Origin of the sequence: Lysinibacillus sp. JNUCC-52 (assembly GCF_015999545.1) — a bacterium.
Classification (GTDB): Bacteria; Bacillota; Bacilli; order Bacillales_A; family Planococcaceae; genus Lysinibacillus.
On record NZ_CP065546.1, the window covers coordinates 3,876,264 to 3,891,712 of the forward strand.

Annotated in this window: 13 protein-coding genes; 11 read left to right on the forward strand and 2 right to left on the reverse strand. The window is 36.7% G+C overall.

Translation table 11 applies throughout. From position 1 onward, the window contains the following. Positions 1 to 99 precede the first annotated feature (99 nt). From JNUCC52_RS19220 to JNUCC52_RS19230, 3 genes are all read left to right on the forward strand, one after another. Complete coding sequence (locus JNUCC52_RS19220; RefSeq protein ID WP_337980574.1) at positions 100 to 1,713, forward strand: putative polysaccharide biosynthesis protein; 1,614 nt, start codon at positions 100 to 102, stop codon at positions 1,711 to 1,713. Positions 1,714 to 1,721: 8 nt separating this feature from the next. After that, on the forward strand, positions 1,722 to 2,438 hold the full coding sequence (locus tag JNUCC52_RS19225) for a pseudouridine synthase (protein WP_337980575.1): 717 nt from the start codon (positions 1,722 to 1,724) through the stop codon (positions 2,436 to 2,438). A 162-nt stretch (positions 2,439 to 2,600) separates the two neighbouring features. Then, positions 2,601 to 4,121 (forward strand): GGDEF domain-containing protein, encoded by a 1,521-nt coding sequence (locus tag JNUCC52_RS19230; protein WP_337980576.1) that lies wholly within the window; start codon positions 2,601 to 2,603, stop codon positions 4,119 to 4,121. A 64-nt stretch (positions 4,122 to 4,185) separates the two neighbouring features. On the opposite strand, the gene JNUCC52_RS19235 is transcribed toward JNUCC52_RS19230, so the two are convergent. Continuing rightward, the gene (locus tag JNUCC52_RS19235; protein ID WP_173477585.1) at positions 4,186 to 5,358 is read right to left on the reverse strand and encodes an MDR family MFS transporter; all 1,173 of its coding nucleotides are present in this window, start codon (positions 5,356 to 5,358) and stop codon (positions 4,186 to 4,188) included. 137 nt (positions 5,359 to 5,495) lie between these two features. After that, complete coding sequence (locus JNUCC52_RS19240; RefSeq protein ID WP_025220342.1) at positions 5,496 to 5,717, reverse strand: DeoR family transcriptional regulator; 222 nt, start codon at positions 5,715 to 5,717, stop codon at positions 5,496 to 5,498. Positions 5,718 to 6,075: 358 nt separating this feature from the next. Here JNUCC52_RS19240 and pepV point away from each other — a divergent pair, with 358 nt between their 5' ends. The 8 genes from pepV to JNUCC52_RS19280 all read left to right on the forward strand — a co-directional run bounded on the left by pepV (position 6,076) and on the right by JNUCC52_RS19280 (position 14,902). Then, positions 6,076 to 7,479, forward strand: coding sequence for a dipeptidase PepV (gene pepV, locus JNUCC52_RS19245; protein ID WP_337980577.1), 1,404 nt, complete (start codon positions 6,076 to 6,078; stop codon positions 7,477 to 7,479). Positions 7,480 to 7,583: 104 nt separating this feature from the next. Continuing rightward, complete coding sequence (gene dat, locus JNUCC52_RS19250; RefSeq protein WP_173477583.1) at positions 7,584 to 8,438, forward strand: D-amino-acid transaminase; 855 nt, start codon at positions 7,584 to 7,586, stop codon at positions 8,436 to 8,438. Positions 8,439 to 8,637: 199 nt separating this feature from the next. Further along, positions 8,638 to 9,645, forward strand: coding sequence for a nuclease-related domain-containing protein (locus JNUCC52_RS19255; protein WP_173477582.1), 1,008 nt, complete (start codon positions 8,638 to 8,640; stop codon positions 9,643 to 9,645). Between the two features lie 3 nt (positions 9,646 to 9,648). Further along, positions 9,649 to 10,602: a diacylglycerol/lipid kinase family protein gene (locus tag JNUCC52_RS19260; RefSeq protein ID WP_337980578.1), complete on the forward strand. Its 954-nt coding sequence runs from the start codon at positions 9,649 to 9,651 to the stop codon at positions 10,600 to 10,602. A 77-nt stretch (positions 10,603 to 10,679) separates the two neighbouring features. Further along, positions 10,680 to 11,327 carry a tRNA (guanosine(46)-N7)-methyltransferase TrmB gene (gene trmB, locus JNUCC52_RS19265; RefSeq protein WP_173477580.1) on the forward strand — a complete coding sequence of 216 codons (648 nt, stop codon included), beginning with the start codon at positions 10,680 to 10,682 and terminating at the stop codon, positions 11,325 to 11,327. A gap of 21 nt (positions 11,328 to 11,348) precedes the next feature. Then, positions 11,349 to 12,218 (forward strand): YtnP family quorum-quenching lactonase, encoded by an 870-nt coding sequence (locus JNUCC52_RS19270; protein WP_139860163.1) that lies wholly within the window; start codon positions 11,349 to 11,351, stop codon positions 12,216 to 12,218. Between the two features lie 328 nt (positions 12,219 to 12,546). Further along, positions 12,547 to 13,575, forward strand: a complete 1,029-nt coding sequence (locus JNUCC52_RS19275) for a PTS sugar transporter subunit IIC (protein ID WP_139860161.1) — start codon at positions 12,547 to 12,549, stop codon at positions 13,573 to 13,575. A 100-nt stretch (positions 13,576 to 13,675) separates the two neighbouring features. Further along, positions 13,676 to 14,902, forward strand: coding sequence for a carboxylate--amine ligase (locus JNUCC52_RS19280; protein WP_337980579.1), 1,227 nt, complete (start codon positions 13,676 to 13,678; stop codon positions 14,900 to 14,902). The last annotated feature ends 547 nt before the right edge of the window (positions 14,903 to 15,449 follow it).

Consider the following 15,449-nt stretch of genomic DNA (forward strand, 5'->3'; position numbering starts at 1 on the left):
ATGTTAAGATAACAGTTGGTTTACTTATTTATTGTTTCAAAAGTGGTGATGCATTATCACTTATAAAGGCTTGATTTTACTAATGAATGGATGGATACGATGTCCAATTTAATGAAAGGTACTGCGATATTAACATTAGGGATGTTTTTATCCAAGGTACTTGGATTAATTTATGTTTTCCCCTTTTATGCGATTGTTGGGCAGGAAAATATCGCACTGTATCAATATGCATATATTCCTTACTCAATTATGCTGGCAATAGCCATCTCGGGAGCTCCCATCGCTGTTTCTAAATTTGTTTCCAAATATAATGCAATGGGAGATTATCAATCAGGACGCAAGCTGATGAAGTCAGGCATACTCATTATGATGATTACGGGTATTGCCTCATTTGCTGCCCTCTTTATACTTGCAACACCGATTGGTGAGCTTGTAATAAAAAGTGATGAACAGAAATTTTCAGTTGAGCAAATTGCTTCTGTTATACGTTGGGTAAGTTTTGCGCTTATTGTTGTGCCATTTATGAGTTTATGGCGTGGCTTCTTCCAAGGCTATGACAAAATGGAACCAACAGCAATCTCGCAGTTAGTGGAGCAAATTGTCCGAATTGTTGTGTTATTAGGCGGTTCTTTCTTAGTAGTAGTTGTATTTAATGGCAAACCTGAAACAGCAGTTTCCTTTGCTGTTTTTGCAGCATTTATCGGGGCAATTGGTGGATTAATGGTGCTCTATTACTATTGGAAAAAATACCAGCCTGAATTTAATTTATTGCGTAGTCAAAGTATTACTTCAACACAGCTACCAATGTCTAATATTTATAAAGAGGTCATCACGTATTCAATTCCTATGGTGTTTGTAGGGGTTGCCAATCCATTATTTCAATTAGTGGATATGCTAACGTTTAACGGTGCGATGAGTTCAATTGGCTTAGCGAAAGTTACAGATGAATATTTATCGATGATCAACTTTACAACACATAAAGTTGTGATTATTCCAGTTATGCTAGCAACAGGATTTTCAAGTGCGCTAGTGCCGACGATAACAAAATACTTTACACAGGGTGAGTATTTATCATTACGTCATGCGATGGATAAAACGTATCAAGTGTTAATTTTCATTACATTACCAGCCGTTGTGGGTATTTCATTATTAGCAAATGAAATATACTTTATGCTTTACTCAGAAAGTGAAATGGGTGCAGCAATTTTAGCCCATTATGCGCCAGTAGCGATTTTATTTGCGTTGTTCCAAGTAACGGCTGCACTATTACAAGGTATCGACTTTCAAAAATGGATTGTCTTAAGCTTACTATCTGGTATTTTAGTAAAGCTAGCACTTAACATACCGTTAATTCGTTGGCTAGAAGCAGATGGAGCCATTTTTGCAACAGCGATTGGCTACAGTGTCTCCATTATTATTAACATGTTAATCCTTAGAAAAACGCTTAATTATAAATCAGAAATGGTATTGCGCCGTGTCATGCTGATTACGCTTTTAACAGCTGCGATGGCGGTAAGTGTATTAATCGTCCATAAGCTATTAGAACTTATTATGGGACCAGTAGATGGTAAATTCTCTGCGCTCGTATACTCTATTATTTGTGCGGCAGTGGGTATAGCTGTTTATGGATATTTATCATTACGCCTAGGCTTAGCACAAAAATTACTTGGTGAGCGATTGACACGTATTACAAGTAAATTTGGATTTAAATAGGAGGAACTATGCGTTTAGATAAATTACTAGCCAATATGGGCTACGGCTCACGAAAGGAAGTTAAGCAACTCCTAAAACAAAAAGCGGTTTCTGTAGATGGCACATATGTAAAGGATGCAGCAATGCATGTTGATCCAGAAAAGCAAGATGTTGTCGTCTATGGTGAACGGGTTGTCTACACAGAGTTTGTGTACTATATGATGAATAAGCCTCCTGGTGTTATTTCTGCAACCGAAGATTTACGGGATGAGACTGTTATTGATTTACTAGATCCTCTGCATCAGCATTTTCAACCGTTTCCTGTTGGACGTTTAGATAAAGATACAGAAGGCTTGTTACTGTTAACGAATGACGGTGTATTAGCTCATAATTTATTATCTCCCAAGAAACATGTACCAAAAGTGTACTATGCCAAAATTGAAGGCATTGTTACGCAGGAAGATGGAGAAATATTTGCTCGTGGTGTTGAGTTAGATGATGATGGCTATGTAACTAAGCCAGGTGAGCTTGTCATTTTAAAATCTGCACCGCAATCAGAAATTGAATTGACGATACAAGAAGGAAAATTTCATCAGGTAAAGCGTATGTTTGAAGCGGTTGGTAAACGTGTTACCTACTTAAAGCGCCTTTCGATGGGTAGCTTACAACTTGATGAAAGCTTAGCATTAGGTGAATATCGTGAGTTAACGTCTGAAGAATTAGCAGGCTTACAAAATAGAGAATAAAAAGACCCTCGATGCTGTACTTTAGTATCGAGGATTTTTTTTACATGTTTGTCCCAATAACTGTATAATATGATATATCAATAAAATATTATAGAGGGAATATAGTGTACCGGAAAAAGTATGTTCAAAAAATGATAGTGAAGATGAGTAGAGGACATGTTAATGAAAAAACTACGAATTAAATTATTAATATCTTTAATTGCCTTTGCATTAATACTGGTTGCCGTAATTTCTTATGTTAATAGGCAAATACTTGTGGCAAATATTGAAGACCAAGAAGCGAGTAATCGAACATTAATTGAAAATCATATTTTAACGGATATGCAAACTGTAGATAACGCACACTTTTATTTTGATAAAAATATTTCGGAAAACATGGAACATGAACTACAAGCATTAGCTACATATTATGAGGAAAATCCTAATCTAGCGACTTGGGATTTACAGCAAATGAAAGACAATCTTGGTATGGATATATACATATTGGATAAAAAAAATACCGTTATTTATACAACATTCGAAAAAGATAAAGGGCTGAATTTTTCCCTTTGCTGTAAAAACTTTTCTGCTTTATTAGACGAAAGAAGAGAAAGCGGACAGTTTTTTACAGATGGTATAGATGTTTCAACAACTACAGGCGAATATCGAAAATTTAGCTATTTGGCTACACCTGACAAAAAGTATTTATTGGAGCTTGGCTTAAAATTAAGTGAAGTGCCTGTATTTCAAACATTCAACTTTGCAAAAACCTCTGCTTATTTAATTGATAAATATGATGATTTGCTAGATTTACGAACAATTAATGCAGGGGGTATTTTTTTCTCTGATACAGATGCCGCTGGAACAACTGTAAAAAATCAATCAAAAAAATTTCAGGAACATTTTAAGGTAGCTCTCCAAACGATGAAGCCAAGTGAGTATCAACAAGAGTTAGGCAATGGCTATATAGAGACATATCGTTTTATACCTTATGAGGCAGAGACAGTTCGAGGTGCATCGTCAAAGCGAGTAGTGTACGTGAAATATGGTAACGATACGAAGTTGACGGCCCTTGCCAAAAATACGAAACAGTTTTGGTTCGTTCTGATGATTGCATTAGTAACAGCATTTATTATGCTGATGGTTATTAATAGATTGTTTTCTAAAACGATACAATTAGCAACATATGATTCACTAACAAATGTCTTTAATCGTGCTACATATATAAGTAAAATGGATAAATTATTAAGAAAAAGAAGAGCTAATACGCCAGGTTTACTTTTAATAGATTTAGATAACTTTAAGCAAGTAAATGATCAATTTGGTCATGCTGAAGGTGATAGAATTCTTATTAAAACAGCCGATATCTTGAAGGAAGTCGTAAAAAAGAATGGCTTTGTTGTAAGATTTGGAGGCGATGAATTTGCAATTGTTTTATATGATACGAACGAGGAACTTATGGAGCAATTAGCAAATGCCGTTTTGGCGAAAATACGTAGTTTTGATAATATAAAATGGTCCGTCATTTCTGTTAGTATGGGCGGGGTAATTTGCAAAAAATCAAATGAAACAGAATTGAGTTTATTTGAACGGGCAGACAAAGCATTATATCAGTCCAAGAAGGCAGGGAAGGATCAATACTCCAGTTTCGACGAAGTTGCATCGACAGAAGAAAAATATGCAAACGAACTTAGTTTGAAATGAAAGGCACGAGATATGTAGGAGAAGAAAAACTGCCTCCTACGTAACTCGTGCTTTTTTAATATAGTTAAGCAGCACCTTGTGTTTTAGATCGATAAAACAGTGAACTACATAAGACAAGAACGGCGATGACAGCAAACATTGCATCAATATAATGCGTTAAAAGCCATCCCCCAATAATAGGGCCAATAAAACCACCTAAATTTTTAAATTGAGAGGCGCCTAGATATGTTGCTTTTTGTGTATCTGGTGCAATTTCATCGATCATGACATTCATTGTTGGGAAAGCAAATATTTCGCCAATTGTAAAAATAATCATTGCACAAATGAACAGCGAATAGTTCGTTGATATGCCAAAGAGCGTTAAACCAACTGCAAAGAATACGATACCAATCAGAAGAATTGTGGATGATGAAAAACGCTCTGAAAAAATACTAATCGGTAATTGTAGTAAGAGAACAACCGCCGCATTTAACGAAATTAGTAAAGAATAGAGCTTAGCACCATCCTCAATTTTTAGCTCAATCAATTGCGGAAGTGTTGAATCAAATTGGGAGTAGCCAATATTTATTAAAATGGCTCCAAAAATAAAGCTTAATAATACTTTGTTTGTTAAAAGAATCGTAAAGGTTTGAAGCACTTTTGTTTGTGTGATAGCTTTTTGTTGCTGCATTTCGTAACGATTCAATACGAAAAATAAAAATAGTGCATAAATAATGTACATAACACCTGTCAGCATAAACGGAATGCTAGGACTGGATAGCTGGGCTATATAAACGCCAATAAGAGGTCCTATTACGGCCGCTATATTAATGGCTGTATAGCGCAATGAAAACAATCTTTTGCGTTTTTCTGCTGGAGTGAAATCAATCATTAATGCTTGTGTAGAAGGCTCAAAGAACGAGCGACATAAGCCGTTCAACGCATTAAGTACGACAAAGAACCATATCGTATGTGCTGTAGCAAAGCCGAAGAAAACAATACTCCAAACAAGTATCGTAAGTAAAATGACACTTTTGCGACCAAAGCGATCTGTTAAATAACCGCCAAAAAATCCACCTACAGTGGAAATCAGCGGTGCAATACCAATGGTCAGCCCTATCTGTAAAGGGGAGGCATCAATTTCGTTATGTAAATATATAGCTAAAAAAGGCATTGCCATAAAGCTCGCAATACGTGTAAATATAGTACCACCTAAAATAATCCAAACGAGCGGGTGGAACATCTTGGATAGTTGCATAAAAATCCTCCTCTCAACATGTAGAATGTTTCGAGTGTAACGGATTGTGAAGAGGCTGTAAATAGAAAAAAAGAATGACCCCGACGAAAGGTCATTCTTTTTTCTTACAATAATGCTTTACGCAACGTGCGCAAAAACTAAGACGTCAATTTTACTTTTTTACTCGTCGTTGTCCATTTGCCTCGACTTGGACTCATCACCAAATCGTTAAAGGCTAACACGTTCAAATCTCTTTGAACGGTGCGAGGAGTGATGCTAAACTCTTCGACTAAATCCTGTGTAGACACGGTTCCTTTGTCTAAAATAAACATGTACACGTCTTTAATACGATTAAGCATTCGATCAGTAGTTGGTTTCATAAATGAACCACTCCTTCATCTTAATTCACTTGGCAAAGACTAGCGGACGACACTATGTGCGGAGTGCACTGAGGCTTTTTAAGTAGCTGCCTTAGACATCCCCTTTTCTAATTTTATGTTCAGAACAATAATTCTGATAACTCTATTATATAGAAAAACGAAGCAGTTTTCTAGTGAATGCAATAGAAATTTACAATATATACATAAAGTTTTCGCTGTATTTTGTGGACATTAGTGTAAAAGATGCTATATGTGGTAGTGTAAAGGGAAGAGAGGCAAATGATAGTTAGAAAGACGATTGTATTTTTCTAAGTAAAGAGTAGAATAATCTTATTATAAAATGGAGGAGGTACATAGTATGGATTGGTTACATGCTGCAAAGGAAAGACAAGATGAGTTAGTAAGAGAATTACAGGAGCTTGTGCAAATTAATAGTGTATTGGATGAAAAAACGATAACAGAAAATGTGCCGTTTGGTAATGGACCGCTAAAGGCACTGGAATGGTTGTTAGCAAAGGGTGAAGTTGAAGGGCTACAAACGAAAAATGTTGATAATTATGCTGGACATATTGAAATGGGCCAAGGTGAAGAATTACTCGGTATTTTATGTCATGTTGATGTAGTGCCTGAAGGGGATGAAACGAATTGGACTTATCCACCTTTTAGTGGCACGATTGCCGATGGGAAATTATTTGCCCGAGGTGCAATAGACGATAAAGGCCCAACGATTGCTGCATGGATGGGCATGAAGCTTGTGAAAGATGCAGGCATTCCATTAAACAAACGCGTACGAATGATTATCGGTACGGATGAAGAAACAGGCTTCCGCTGTGTCGACCATTATTTTAAAAATGAGGAAATGCCAACATTCGGTTTTGCACCAGATGCAGACTTCCCACTCATTAATGCCGAAAAAGGCATCGCTGAGCTTGTGTTCTCTCAAAATAAATCTGGGGATGCGACGAAAGAACAGCTACTACTATTTAATGCTGGGAAGCGTCCAAATATGGTACCAGATTTCGCAAAAGCGACAATTCAATTAGTATCTGCACAATTCGAACAGAATTTTCAAACATTTTTAAGCAAAAATCAGCTAGAAGGCTCTTTATTAAAAGAGGGTTCTCGCTATATAATAACTATCAAAGGAAAAGCAGCTCACGCAATGGAACCTGAGAAGGGGATCAATGCAGCTGTCTACCTTGCAGCATTTTTACAGCAAGAATTGACGACAGAAGGAAGTAAGCAATTTGTCGATTTTATCGCAGATGTATTCCATCAAGACCATTATGGCAACGCATTAGCTTTGCAATTTGAGGATGATATGTCTGGCAAAACGACATTAAATCCAGGTATTGTTACTTATGATGTAGCCCAAGGAGGAAGCATAGTCGTTAGTTTCCGCTACTCTGTAACGTATCCATTTGATCAAAAAATTACAGAGGCTCAACGTTTAGCTGCTGACAAAGGATTATCACTCGATGTTCAAGATAACTCAAAACCTCATTATGTCAGTGAGGACGATCCGTTAATCCAAACGTTAGCTGCTGTTTATCGCCGACAAACAGGGGACAACGATACTCCTTTGCTTTCGACTGGTGGTGGTACGTATGCGCGCGTCTTGAAAAAAGGTGTGGCATTCGGCATGCTTTTCCCTGGTGATCCAGATGTAATGCATCGTGCGGATGAATATGTAATTGTTGATAAATTAGTACAAGCTGCTGCTATTTATGCAGAAGCTATTGCAGAACTTGCTGGGAAGTAAGTGTAATCTGTAAGAGTATGATGTTCTTATGAAAGAGGTCACAAAGCTTCACTTGCAAAGCACTTCACTAAAAAATAATTTTAAAATGAAAAGGATGTATGAACATGGCATACTCATTATGGAATGATCAAATCGTTGAAGAAGGATCTATTACAATTTCACCAGAAGACCGTGGTTACCAATTTGGAGACGGTATATATGAAGTAATTAAAGTATATAACGGAAATATGTTCACAGCACAAGAGCACATTGATCGTTTCTATGCTAGTGCCGAAAAAATTCGTCTTGTCATTCCTTATACAAAAGACGTTTTACACAAATTACTGCATGATTTAATCGAAAAAAACAACTTAGAAACAGGTCATGTTTATTTTCAAATTACACGTGGTACGACTTCTCGTAACCACATCTTCCCAGATGCAAGCGTACCAGCTGTCCTAACAGGCAATGTTAAAGCTGGCGAGCGTTCAATCGAAAATTTTGAAAAAGGTGTAAAGGCAACATTGGTAGAAGATGTGCGCTGGTTACGTTGTGATATTAAATCGTTAAATTTACTGGGAGCTGTACTTGCAAAACAAGAGGCTTCTGAAAAAGGATGCTACGAAGCAATTTTACACCGTGGTGATATTGTAACGGAATGCTCATCTGCAAATGTTTATGGTATTAAGGCAGGTAAACTTTACACACACCCAGCAAATAACTACATCTTAAATGGTATTACACGCCAAGTTATTTTAAAATGTGCAGCAGAAATTAATTTACCTGTTATTGAAGAGCCAATGACAAAAGGCGATTTATTAGCAATGGATGAAATTATCGTGTCATCCGTTTCTTCTGAAGTAACACCAGTTATCGATGTGGATGGTCGTCAAATCGGCGCAGGTGTTCCTGGAGAATGGACTCGTAAATTACAAAAAGCATTTGAGGCGAAATTACCACTTTCAATCAATGCTAAATAACAGTAAGTAATTAAAAAGAGCTACCTATAACTTGGTTAATAGCCAAGCTGCTAGGCTAGCTCTTTTTTATAGAACAAAATATGCATGTATTCTCCTGAAACGTCATGTAAAATAAAAAGGATAGAACCTTTAATTGGTAGTAGAACAAAAGCCAATGAGGCAAAGTTGATATGGGGTAGTAGATTGGAGTGACCTAAACATGGCACAATTAGTGAAAATACAAGATTATATTTCACGTTATCAAATTGATTTAGCTAGATACCCAACACAGTTTGTGCGCTTAAAAAAAAGTCAATGGGAGCGCATTAAACGTCAATGGGAATTAGGCGAAGATATAACGGAATGGCAGCATACTGAAAATGAAAAAGACAATGATTCTTTTGAAGAAAAAGATCGCTTCTCATTCATTAAAAAGATTTTTACAGGGCGTCCAAAGGAAGATATCCAAGAAGATATTGAGCAAGTAGACGTGACGAACGAATTTGCCGATGAAGAAGATATCATTCCAGAAGAGGAAACAACATTATCTTTTGAACCGAATATTGTTTACGCACCTCAGTCCATCCATGAATTGAAGCGGATGTTTATAGACCAATTTTTTCATTTTCAAATGAAATGGGCAAGCTCCACTTTGCGAGAAAAATCGTATGTAGATCCTCGATTTATGCGCGATTCTTTGTTACGTACACTGCTACAAAACTTACCAGATAATTATTTAGTCTTTTACTATCCGATTTTACAGGTGAGAAAAGCACCGATCGAGCTGGATGTTGTGTTAATGTCACCAACAGAATGCATTTGTATTACTGTGCTTGAAGCAGAGAATCAGGCGGTATATGTAGGTGGCAGTGAACGCTTTTGGTTGAAAAAAGTGGGGACAAAGGATTCAAAAATACTCAATCCGATGATTAGCTTAAGCAGAATGGAATCTGTTCTAACACAATTATTTAAGCAAGACCAAATAGACATGCCGATTCGTAAGGTTATTTTAACACGTAATGGTTATTTCGATTACCCAGGTTCATCTTTTAGTGTTCGCTTAGTCGACCGTCGTAATTATAATGAATGGATGCAGTCATTAAAAAATGTTTCATCACCTATGAAGCATATGCAAATTCGAGCAGCTCAAACAATTTTAAATAATGTGCAAACGACTTCTTTTAATCGTGATATTTGGCAACAAACATCTTCAAAAGCTGAGGACTAACAGATGCATGTATTATTTATTGTTAATGAGTGTGCTGGGAATGGGAAGGGTAAAATTGTTTGGAATAGATTGCAGCAGCAATTATCCATTGATTATCAAGTAGCTCTTACACAATACGAAGGGCACGGTCAAGAAATTGCTGAGCAATGGGCGCAAAAAGACCAAACAAAAAAGTTAATCATAGTAGTTGGCGGAGATGGCACCGTTCATGAAGTTGTTAGTGGCATTGTACATAATCAATTAGTCGTTATTGCCGTGGTCAGTGCAGGCTCTGGTAATGATTTTGCCCGTTATTATCCAACATTTAAAAATGCGAAACAGATTGAACTTTATGTCAGGTCGGAATTGTCTGCCAGTATGATGGATATCGGAAAGCTGCAGCTAGGAGCAATGCAACACGAAGTATTTGTTAATAATGCGGGAATCGGCTTTGATGCCTATGTCACAAGGCACATAAATAAGTCCCGTCTTAAATACTATTTCAATAAAATAGGACTTGGTAAGCTTTCCTATGCCGCTGCAGTAGTTAGAGGGTTATTTCGCTTTAGTTGTTTCGATGTAACAGTTCAGACGCAAAATCAAACGATTCATTTTCAAAATGTCTGGTTTGTCGCTACAAGCAATCAACCGTATTTTGGCGGTGGCATGAAAATTTCACCTATGTCTAAAGCAAATGATGGCAAAGTTGAATTAACTATTGTCCACAATATTTCTAGAGTGAAATTACTATTAATTTTTGCCACTGTTTTTTTTGAAAAGCATACAAAGTTTCAAGAAATATCTTTTTTACAAAGCGAGCAATTTGATATTGTTGTGCATGCAAATAGCGTTGATTGTCATACTGATGGAAATTATATCGGAGCGATTGGGCAGGATGTAGTCGTGCGATGTACAGTGCAACAACAAGCATGGAAATGTATAACATTGGAAAAGTCAAAAAACGTCATTTCGCAATAATATCATGCGAATGTGACGTTTTTACGTTATACTAATAAAAAATCAATAATTTCACTATTAAGAAATGAGGAAGAAAATTGAGATTAAGAAATAAGCCTTGGGCAGAGGAAATGATTACAAATCATCCAGAGGTGATTATTCCAAATCCTGAAGACTTTAAAGGAAACTGGCAAGCTGTTTTCGGCAATGATCACCCACTACACATTGAAGTAGGAACTGGGAAAGGTCAATTTGTGACTGGAATGGCCTTGCAAAATCCACATATTAATTATATCGGTATTGAGCTTTATGATAGCGTAATTGTTTGCGCATTAGAAAACATTTTAGAAGCTAAATCTCCAGCGAATTTACGTTTATTAAAAGTAAATGGCGCAGATTTAAATAAATTTTTTGAAAAAAATGATGTAGATCGTGTGTATTTGAATTTCTCAGATCCTTGGCCAAAAATACGCCATGCAAAGCGTCGTTTAACGCACGAGGGTTTTTTGAAATTATATGAGTCGATTCTAGTGGATAATGGGGAAATCCATTTTAAGACGGATAACCGTAGTCTTTTTGAGTATTCCTTAATTAGTATGTCTGAATACGGTATGTTATTAAAGTATGTATCACTCGACCTACATGCAAATATGCCAGAAGATAATATTATGACAGAATATGAGCAAAAGTTTTCTGCTAAAGGACAGCCGATTTATCGTTTAGAATCGCAATTTATTAAAAAATAGCAAACAGTAGGGGGAGTATGGATGGATCAGTTACAGTTTCATAATATGTCATTATCATGGCTAAACGGGGGTGTCACTTGCCTTGATGGCGGTGCAATGTTTGGCGTAGTACCAAAACCACTTTGGTCACGCAAATATCCAGTAAACGAAAACAATCAAATCGAATTACCTACAGAGCCTATCTTAATACAATATGATGGGAAAAACTATCTTGTTGATACGGGTGTTGGTTTTAACAAATTAAATGAAAAGCAATTGCGAAACTATGGAGTAACAGAAGAATCAACTCTAGCTGATAGTTTGCAAGAGCTTGGCTTAACAACGGCTGATATTGATGCAATTTTAATGACGCATTTACATTTTGATCATGCGGGTGGTCTTACACGATGGGAAGGTGAAGTTTTAGTCCCTACATTCCCTAATGCTAAAATTTATGTAACAAAAATTGAATGGGATGAAATGCGTGAGCCGAATATTCGCTCTAAAAATACGTATTGGAAAGAAAATTGGGAGCCTGTTCAACATTTAGTAGAAACATATGAAGGGTCGTTAGAGGTTGCTTCTGGAATTGAAATGATTCATACAGGTGGACATAGCGATGGACATGCTATTATTAAATTAACGCAAAATGGCGAAGTAATGTTGCATATGGCAGATATTATGCCAACTCATGCGCATCAAAATCCATTATGGGTGTTAGCATATGATGATTATCCAATGACGAGTGTTTTTGCCAAAGAACGTCTTATGAAGGAAGCTTTAGCAAATGGCTACAGTTTTATTTTCTACCATGATGCATATTACCGTATGATTAAATGGGATGAAACAGGCAAGGAAATTGTTGATAAATTAGAACGTAGCAGACAAGCTGTTATTACATTTAATAAATAATATATGGATTTCATGTGTGATTGCTTTTACAGACCACACTTTAGACTATAGGCTAGCTTAAAGAGCCTATAGTCTTTTTTATTTTTAGACATTCAAAAATGGAGTGTAGAGCTCTGGAAAGGAAATATGTATTTTTAATATTTCGAAATATTTTTTTGTAATATTCAGCTATTTGGAAACGACTACTTTCTGAGTGGTGATATAATATGCTATTTACCAATTTTAACATGTAATATTCTGAATATTACATATTGACTGATTAATCTAATATTAATATACTAAGATAACATCAAAGAGCGTTAGATTGACAGAAGGGAAATGAAATACAATGAAAAATTTTATCAATAATGTACTAACTGGGATGAGTATGGGAATTGTTGTTTGTTTAATTCCCAATGCATTAGTAGGTGAGATATTAAAACTAATAATTCCTTATGTGCCCCAGCTAGAAATTATTTTAAATACATCTGTATTAGCAATGAGTCTACTACCTGTTATTATTGGCGTCATGACAGGAATTTGCTTTAAATTAACACCTGTCCAAACATGTAGCGTTGGACTAGCTGCATTTGTTGGTAGTGGTGTATATACTATTGATCCAGATACAGGCATTACAATTGCTGGTATTGGTGTTGTTATTAATATTGGGATTACGACTGCTTTAGCTGTGTTATTTGTGCAATTTTTAGGTAATAAGCTGAAGGACTTTACACTATTATTAATGCCTGCACTTGCTATGTTTGTACCTGGTTTAATCGGCAACGCCATTTTACCATATGTGCGTACAGGTTCAGGATATGTTGGACTTATTATTGAACATTTAACGACGTTACAGCCAGTAGTAATGGGCTCACTCATTGCTATGATTTTCTCAATATTAATTATTTCACCAATTTCTACTATAGGTGTAGCTACAGTAATTATGTTATCAGGCATCGGTGCTGGTGCAGCCAATCTCGGTGTTTGTGCATCTGGTGTAGGGATGTGTATTGCAAGTTATAAGGCGAACAATATTGGTACTGCCATTGCCCATGTAGCATCTGCAAAAATTCAAATGCGTAATTTTTTCATGAAGCCAAAAATAGCTTTTCCGATGATTATTACTGCGGGAATATTAGGCGCCTTAGCAGGACTCTTTGAAATTGTAGGTACACCATACAGTGCTGGTTTCGGTCTAGGTGGCTTTGTTGGACCATTGAAGTATTTAAGCTTAGTAGGTTGGACACCTTATACACTAACAATAGCGATAACGTTATTTATCGCCCTGCCTATTCTATTAAATGTTGTCTTACTACGAATCTTCTCGATGAAACTGAAATGGATTACATCGGAAGACTATAAGGTGCATTATGAATAATGGAAAAGTCTCCGTTTGGGGGCTTTTTTTTCGTGAACATTTTGGAAAATATGATACACTAAAAGCTATACTAAAACACAAAAGAGAGTTGAAATAAATTATGGTAACGGAGCAACCATTTTTACCAGTATTATTAGGATCAGATATGAATGCATACGGCATGGCACGAGCATTTTATGAGGCATATGGCATTAAGCCACTTGTATTAGGACGTTCACATTTAACAGCAACACAAGATAGCCATATTTTAGAATTTAAAGAAATTGATCGTTTAAATGAACAGGACGTATTTGCACCAGCACTTGCTCAAATTGCAAAGCAATATGCTGATAAAAAATTACTGCTACTTGCTTGTGGCGATGATTATGCAAAGCTCATCATTAAAAACAAACCTGCATTACAGGAGCATTTTACAGTACCATATATTGATGAATCATTAATGGTTGAAATTTTATTAAAAGAAAATTTCTATAAAATGTGTGAGAAGTACGACTTTAAATATCCAGGTACAACAACGGTAACAGCGAAAAACTATGAAAATTTCACGCCACCATTTAACTACCCAATCATTATAAAAGCATCGAATTCAGTAGAATATTGGGCATGTAAATTCCCAGGCAAGAAAAAGGTGTTCGTTGCACACGATGAAGCGGAAAAAAGTGCAATTTTAAAAGCTATTTATAGTTCTACTTACCAAGATACAATGATTATTCAAGAATTCATCCCTGGTGATGATTCGTATATGCGCGTGTTAAATGCGTATGTAGGAAAAGACGGCAAAGTAAAGCTAATGTGTTTAGGTAACCCGATTTTAGAAGAGCATTCACCAGAAGGTATCGGAAGCTATGCAGCCATCGTTACGACATACGATAAAGAGCTTATGGATCAAGTACGCCACTTTTTAGAGGATATCGGTTATACTGGCTTTGCTAATTTCGATATGAAATACGACATTCGCGACAAACAATATAAATTATTCGAAATAAATTTACGTAACGGACGCTCAAGCTATTATGTAACGGCAAGCGGACATAATTTAATGAAATATGTTGCGGACGACCATATGTTAAATATCGAGCAACAGTTAACGTATGTAGAAGACAAGCATTTATGGATGATTATTCCGAAAGGCGTGTTATTTAAATACGCTTCTAACGAAAAGCTAAAGCTTGAAGCGCAAAAATTGATCCGTGAAGGGAAGTATACAAATTCTCTTTACTTCAATAAGGACATGAATGCAAAGCGTTGGGTAAAGCTTACACTAAATAATTTAAATTATTATCGAAAATATAAAAAGTATTTCAATAATAAAGGTCTAGAAGAATAAGATTGATTAAAAGGAGGTATAACACATATACCTCCTTTTAGTTTAGGGAAAAACTCGAAAAACGACGACTGCTAGTGATTTCTACTATGCGCGGGCGCTTTTTGCGGAGTGCGGGAGCGTGATTCCGCGGAGCGAGGGTGTGATTCCGCGGAGCAAGGGCGTGATTCCGCGGAGCAAGGGCGTGATTCCGCGAAGCGAGAGTGTGATTCCGCGGAGCAAGGGTTTGATTCCGCGAAGCGCGTGCGTGATTCCGCGGAGCAAGGATATAATCCCGCGAAGCGAGAGTGTGATTCCGCGGAGCAAGTGCGTGATTCCGCGAAGCGAGAGCGTAATTCCGCGAAGCAAGGAGTGGATTCCGCGAAGCAAGGGCGTGATTCCGCGAAGCGAGAGTGTGTGCGCGAAGCGAGAGCGTAATTCCGCGAAGCGAGAGCGTAATTCCGCGGAGCAAGGGTTTGATTCCGCGAAGCGCGTGTAAGCAAGTCCCAACATTTAAATTTTTGAAAATAAAAAAAGCATGTGAGACATTGTTATGTCCACATGCTATTCT

What these genes read in the sequence shown, in the direction of transcription:
- JNUCC52_RS19255 (WP_173477582.1), top strand. Translation starts at nt 8,638, where the DNA reads ATGGCACAATTAGTGAAAATACAAGATTATATTTCACGTTATCAAATT.
- dat (WP_173477583.1), top strand. Translation starts at nt 7,584, where the DNA reads ATGGCATACTCATTATGGAATGATCAAATCGTTGAAGAAGGATCTATT.
- JNUCC52_RS19225 (WP_337980575.1), top strand. Translation starts at nt 1,722, where the DNA reads ATGCGTTTAGATAAATTACTAGCCAATATGGGCTACGGCTCACGAAAG.
- JNUCC52_RS19275 (WP_139860161.1), top strand. Translation starts at nt 12,547, where the DNA reads ATGAAAAATTTTATCAATAATGTACTAACTGGGATGAGTATGGGAATT.
- JNUCC52_RS19235 (WP_173477585.1), bottom strand. Translation starts at nt 5,358, where the DNA reads ATGCAACTATCCAAGATGTTCCACCCGCTCGTTTGGATTATTTTAGGT.
- JNUCC52_RS19280 (WP_337980579.1), top strand. Translation starts at nt 13,676, where the DNA reads ATGGTAACGGAGCAACCATTTTTACCAGTATTATTAGGATCAGATATG.
- pepV (WP_337980577.1), top strand. Translation starts at nt 6,076, where the DNA reads ATGGATTGGTTACATGCTGCAAAGGAAAGACAAGATGAGTTAGTAAGA.
- JNUCC52_RS19260 (WP_337980578.1), top strand. Translation starts at nt 9,649, where the DNA reads ATGCATGTATTATTTATTGTTAATGAGTGTGCTGGGAATGGGAAGGGT.
- JNUCC52_RS19220 (WP_337980574.1), top strand. Translation starts at nt 100, where the DNA reads ATGTCCAATTTAATGAAAGGTACTGCGATATTAACATTAGGGATGTTT.
- JNUCC52_RS19270 (WP_139860163.1), top strand. Translation starts at nt 11,349, where the DNA reads ATGGATCAGTTACAGTTTCATAATATGTCATTATCATGGCTAAACGGG.
- JNUCC52_RS19230 (WP_337980576.1), top strand. Translation starts at nt 2,601, where the DNA reads ATGAAAAAACTACGAATTAAATTATTAATATCTTTAATTGCCTTTGCA.
- JNUCC52_RS19240 (WP_025220342.1), bottom strand. Translation starts at nt 5,717, where the DNA reads ATGAAACCAACTACTGATCGAATGCTTAATCGTATTAAAGACGTGTAC.